The sequence below is a fragment of the Bradyrhizobium sp. genome (assembly GCF_019242285.1).
GTDB lineage: Bacteria > Pseudomonadota > Alphaproteobacteria > Rhizobiales > Xanthobacteraceae > Bradyrhizobium.
Window position 1 is genome coordinate 1 of record NZ_JAFAVV010000554.1, and the last position, 5,555, is coordinate 5,555.

Consider the following 5,555-nt stretch of genomic DNA (forward strand, 5'->3'; position numbering starts at 1 on the left):
CCCAGCACGGTATCGACGCCGGGGAAGCGGGCGAACGGGAATACCGATTCCTTGACGCCGACATGCTTGAGCTCGCGCTTCCTGAGCTGGAAGTCGGCGAGTTTCTCGCCGGCCATGATCCGCGCGGCGATCTTGGCGACGGGGGTGCCAATCACCTTGGCCACGAAGGGCACCGTGCGCGAGGCGCGCGGATTGACCTCCAGCACGTAGATCTCGCCGTCCTTGATGGCGTATTGCACGTTCATCAGCCCGACCACGTCGAGGCCGCGCGCCAGCGCGTGGGTCTGCCGCTCCAGCTCCGCGATCATCGCCTGGTCCAGCGAGTGCGGCGGCAGCGAGCAGGCGGAGTCGCCGGAATGGATGCCGGCTTCCTCGATGTGCTCCATGATCCCGACCACGAAGGTGTCGCGACCGTCGGAGAGACAGTCGACGTCGATCTCGGTGGCATCTGACAGATAGCGGTCGAACAACAGCGGATTCTTGCCGAGCACGGTGTTGATCTGCCCGGTCTTGTCGTTCGGATAGCGCGCCTTGACGTCGGCGGGCACGAGCTCCGGCAGCGTGCCGAGCAGATAATCGGAGAGCTGGTTCTCCTCCCGAATGATCTGCATGGCGCGGCCGCCGAGCACGTAGGAGGGCCGCACCACCAGCGGCAGGCCGAGATCGGCGGTGACCAGGCGCGCCTGCTCGACCGAATAGGCGATGCCGTTCCTCGGCTGCTTCAGATGCAGCTTGTCGAGCACGCGCTTGAAGCGGTCGCGGTCCTCGGCGAGATCGATGGCGTCGGGCGAGGTGCCGAGGATCGGCACGTTGGCGGCTTCCAGCGGCCGTGCCAGCTTCAGCGGCGTCTGGCCGCCGAACTGCACGATGACGCCGTGCAGCGTGCCGTTGCTGCGCTCGGTGTCGATGATCTCGAGCACGTCCTCGGCCGTCAGCGGCTCGAAATACAGCCGGTCGGCGGTGTCGTAGTCGGTCGACACCGTCTCCGGATTGCAGTTGATCATGATGGTCTCGTAGCCCGCGTCGTCGAGCGCGAAGCAGGCGTGGCAGCAGCAATAGTCGAACTCGATGCCCTGGCCGATCCGGTTCGGGCCGCCGCCGAGGATGATGACCTTCTTCCGGTCCGACGGCTGGCTCTCGTCGGCCAGCTCGCCGGCGAAGGGAGCCTCGTAGGTCGAGTACATGTAGGCGGTGGGCGAGGCGAACTCCGCCGCGCAGGTGTCGATGCGCTTGAACACCGGGCGCACGCCCAGCGCCTGCCGCTTGGCCGTGATGTCGGCCTCGTGGGTCTCCGAAAGCACCGCCAGGCGCGCGTCGGAGAAACCCATCGCCTTCAACGTCCGCATGCCGTGGGCGTTCTGCGGCAGGCCGTGCCTGCGCACCTTGTCTTCCATCTCGACGATGCCCCGCAGCTCCGACAGGAACCAGCGATCGATCCGGCAGGAATTGAAGATGTCCTCGTTCGACCAGCCGAGCCGCATCGCCTGCGCGACCTGCAGGAGGCGGTTCGGTGTCGGTGTGCCCAGCGCCGCGCGGATCGCGTTCTTGTCGTCGCCGCGCCCGAGCCCCTCGATGTCGATCTCGTCGAGCCCGGTCAGCCCGGTCTCCAATCCCCGCAGCGCCTTCTGCAGGCTCTCCTGGAAGGTGCGGCCGATCGCCATCACCTCGCCGACCGATTTCATCGAGGTGGTCAGCGTGGTCGCCGCACCCGGGAATTTCTCGAACGCGAAGCGCGGGATCTTGGTGACGACATAATCGATCGTCGGCTCGAAGGAGGCCGGCGTCGCGCCGCCCGTGATGTCGTTGGCGATCTCGTCGAGCGTGTAGCCGATCGCGAGCTTGGCGGCGACCTTGGCGATCGGGAAGCCGGTCGCCTTCGAGGCCAGCGCCGAGGAGCGCGATACCCGCGGGTTCATCTCGATCACGACCATGCGGCCGTCGGTCGGGTTGATGCCGAACTGCACGTTGGAGCCGCCGGTCTCCACCCCGATCTCGCGTAGCACCGCGATCGAGGCGTCCCGCATGATTTGGTATTCCTTGTCCGTGAGCGTCAGCGCCGGCGCCACCGTGATGGAATCGCCGGTGTGCACGCCCATCGGATCGAAATTCTCGATCGAGCAGATGATGATGCAATTGTCCTTCTTGTCGCGCACCACCTCCATCTCGAACTCTTTCCAGCCGAGCACCGATTCCTCGATCAGGACCTCGTTGGTGGGCGAGGCGTCGAGCCCGCGCTCGATGATGTCGAGGAACTCCTCCTTGTTATAGGCGATACCGCCACCGGTGCCGCCGAGCGTGAAGGACGGGCGGATGATGGCGGGCAGGCCGATCTCCGACAGCGCCATCAGCGCTTCGGCGAGCGCCTGCTGCTGGTAGCGCTTGCGGCGCTCGTTCTCGCCGAGCAGCCATTGCCGCTCGAGTTCGTCGAGCGCCGCGCCGGACAGCTTTTCCCGTTCGGCCTGATATTTGTCGCGATAGGACTTCTTCAGCGCAGAGGCGTTGGCGAGCCGGGATTTCGGCGTCTGCAGCCCGATCTTCTCCATCGCGTTGCGAAAGAGCTGGCGGTCCTCCGCCTTGTCGATGGCGTCGGCCGTGGCGCCGATCATCTCGACGTCGAACTTTTCCAGCGTACCCTGGCGGCGCAGCGACAGCGCGCAGTTCAGCGCGGTCTGGCCGCCCATGGTCGGCAGCAAGGCAAAGCCGCCCGGGACGACGTGACGCTCCTTCTCGATGATCTTGGCGACGATTTCCGGCGTGATCGGCTCGATATAGGTCGCATCCGCCAGCTCCGGATCGGTCATGATCGTGGCCGGGTTGGAATTGACCAGGACGATGCGAAAACCCTCTTCCTTCAGCGTCTTGACCGCCTGGGTGCCTGAATAGTCGAACTCGCAGGCCTGGCCGATCACGATCGGACCGGCGCCAATGATCAGGATGGTGGAGATGTCGGTTCGCTTGGGCATCAAGTCTCACGGGCGGAAAAAGGGCACAAAAAAAGGGCGCGCCTGCCGCGCGTCCCTTTGGCCAGATCCTGGACCAGAGCGCGGCCTACCCCTCGCGCGCCGCTGCTTTAGACCAGATTTCGCAGCCGCGAAAGGCCCTTGGCGGCGCCATCAACCGGCAATTTTGCGGTCTGGGGCGGACGGGCGGTAAGCGACCGGACAGTCCGCCTTCGCTCTTCGAGCTACGCCGGACACGCTTCGCTCCGCCGGTCCTGCGTGGCTGCGCCACGCGTAGCCCGCAGGGCGAAGCGTGGAGGCCCGGCCTGGACTTGAACCAGGATGAAGGACGTTGCACCGTCCTCGCGTGGACGCTTCCGCCACCGGGCCACTGGCTTCATGGACGATCACGCGTTTGCGAGCCACGGCTTGTTGGAGTTAACCCTAATCCTGATCCTCGTCTTGATCTTGGGCCGGCAGCTTGAAGGTGTGGCGCGCCTCGAAGGTCATCCGCCATGGATTGTGGCCGATATTGTGGGAGGCCCGCGTGGCATCGAAGCCGGCCCTGGCGAGCTTCGCCGTGATGTCCGCCTCGCTGTACCGCTTGAGGCCCAGCCGTCTGCGCAACTCCCGGTAGTCGGACAGCGCCGTCGAGATCAATCCGGTGAGTGCGTCCTTCAGGAAGCGATGCCTGGCCGCGAAGCGAAGCAACGCGAGCACATCGATCGCCATGCCAACCCTGGGTCGCAGGACGTCGCCCAGCACCAGGCGGCCGTTGCGCTTCAACAGGCGATGAATCACCGCGAGCGCCCAATCCAGCTCCTCCGCCGTCATATATTGGGCGACGGAGTTCATCACGGCGAGATCGACGCTTGCTTCCGGCATGTTGCGGAGATCGTCGAGCGAGCGCACCCGGATCTTGAGGTTGGGGGCGAACCGCGCGATCAGCCGGCCGCGCACGCCCGGGGCGGGCTCGGCCAGGATCAGCATGCCGCAGGCTTCCGCCACCTTGGCGGCCGAAAGCGCTTCCCCGCAGGAATAGTCCAGCACGACCGCATCCGGGGTCGTGATGTAGCCGATGATGTCGCGCGCGATCACCTCGAAATGAAGATCGCGATGGCGCTTGCTCGCATAAATCGTATGCGTGGAATCGTAGTAATCGATCCAATCGTTCATGGCTATAACGGTCCGGCAAACAGGGTTCCGGGCGAGGAACCGGCGCCCATATGATGCGTTAATCGCTTCTCCAACCCCTGTCTATCGCTCGGTTCCTAACAGGAAGGTGCATCGTGAGCAAAACCAAGTCCGACAACAAGTCCGACAAAACCTCGCCCGATCTCGACACGCCCACCGATCTGTCCTCCGCCGCGGTGGATAAGATCTCGGCGGCGCTCAATACGTTGTTGGCCGATGCCTTCGCGCTCTACCTGAAGACCAAGAATTTTCACTGGCACGTCTCGGGCCGCCATTTCCACGACTACCATCTGATGCTGGACGAGCAGTCGGATGCGATCTTCGCCACCACCGACCAGCTCGCCGAGCGGGTGCGCAAGCTCGGCGGCATCACGGTGCGGTCGGTCGGGCAGATTGCCAAGCTGCAGACCATCAAGGACAATGACGACGACTACGTCCCGCCGCGCGAGATGCTGCGCGAACTGATGGAGGACAACAAGCACATGGCTGCCGCCATGCGCAAGGCGCACAAACTCTGCGACGACAACGAGGATTCCGGCACCGCCGGCCTGCTGGAAACCTTCATCGACGAGACCGAGCGGCGGACCTGGTTCCTGTTCGAGGCGAGCCGCCAGGAAGGCAGCAACGCGGGGTGAGATTTCACCCTCTCACAAGGGGAGAAGGGAAGACAGCATCATCGTTTCCACAACCGCGTCAGTGGCCCATCCTTCCCCATCACAGGATCGCTTGGCGGCAGCTTCACCGCGGGAATCGTCTTCAGCGCCTTCGCATGGTTCTCCGGCGTCGGGCGCTGCAAATCCATCGACGGCCCCGGCGGGTAGGCGCCGACCACGGAAAAGTCATCGCTGGCCGCGATGCATTGATGCCCGGTGCCGGCCGGCAGGACCGCGACGTCGCCGGCCGATATCTCCAGTTCCTTGCCCTTGTCGCCGCCGAAGCGCACGCGGGCGTGGCCGCGCGCGATGCCGAGAACCTCGTGCACGGTCGCATGATAGTGCAGGAAATCGTAGACGCCGTTCCGCCACATCGCGCCCCAACCATGAGCCGCGAACAGCTTTTCGATGCTTGCCTCGGGCGCATTGCGATCGAGCACGATCGCGTCCTTGTAGACCAGGAACGGCATCGGGTTGTTCGGCACCAGGCCGTCGTCGGCGAAGACGATCGGCACGGGCTCGATTTTTTCGCGGACGGCGGACATGAATTTCTCCTTCTCACGAAGAACCCTCGACTAAACGGGCTGCCGTCTCTGGCGTTCCTTCCGCGGCTAGATCCGAAACTTCGTCAACTCTTCCTTGAACTTGAGCCCGTGGCCGGGCCGCTCCGGCGCCGTGATCATGCCGTCCTTGATCGCGGGCGGATCGACCCAGAGATCGTCGAGCAGCCCCATGTTCTCGCACCAGATCCCGTTCGGGATCGAAGCGA

Annotated in this window: 4 protein-coding genes and 1 tRNA gene; 1 reads left to right on the top strand and 4 read right to left on the bottom strand. The window is 64.5% G+C overall.

All coding sequences use genetic code 11. From position 1 onward, the window contains the following. From carB to JOY90_RS22480, 3 genes are all read right to left on the bottom strand, one after another. A partial coding sequence (carB, locus tag JOY90_RS22470) for a carbamoyl-phosphate synthase large subunit (protein WP_291693309.1) occupies positions 1 to 2,963 on the bottom strand: 2,963 nt, incomplete at its 3' end. 290 nt (positions 2,964 to 3,253) lie between these two features. Next, positions 3,254 to 3,329: transfer RNA gene (locus JOY90_RS22475), tRNA-OTHER, on the bottom strand. Between the two features lie 54 nt (positions 3,330 to 3,383). Continuing rightward, positions 3,384 to 4,115, bottom strand: coding sequence for a class I SAM-dependent methyltransferase (locus JOY90_RS22480; protein WP_291693310.1), 732 nt, complete (start codon positions 4,113 to 4,115; stop codon positions 3,384 to 3,386). A 113-nt stretch (positions 4,116 to 4,228) separates the two neighbouring features. On the opposite strand from JOY90_RS22480, the gene JOY90_RS22485 reads away from it, so the two are divergent. Further along, complete coding sequence (locus tag JOY90_RS22485; RefSeq protein ID WP_291693311.1) at positions 4,229 to 4,768, top strand: DNA starvation/stationary phase protection protein; 540 nt, start codon at positions 4,229 to 4,231, stop codon at positions 4,766 to 4,768. Between the two features lie 38 nt (positions 4,769 to 4,806). Here the strand turns inward: JOY90_RS22485 and JOY90_RS22490 are convergent, their stop codons facing one another. Continuing rightward, a complete protein-coding gene (locus tag JOY90_RS22490; protein ID WP_291693312.1) occupies positions 4,807 to 5,331 on the bottom strand; it encodes a cupin domain-containing protein in 525 nt (174 codons plus the stop codon). Between the last annotated feature and the right edge of the window lie 224 nt (positions 5,332 to 5,555).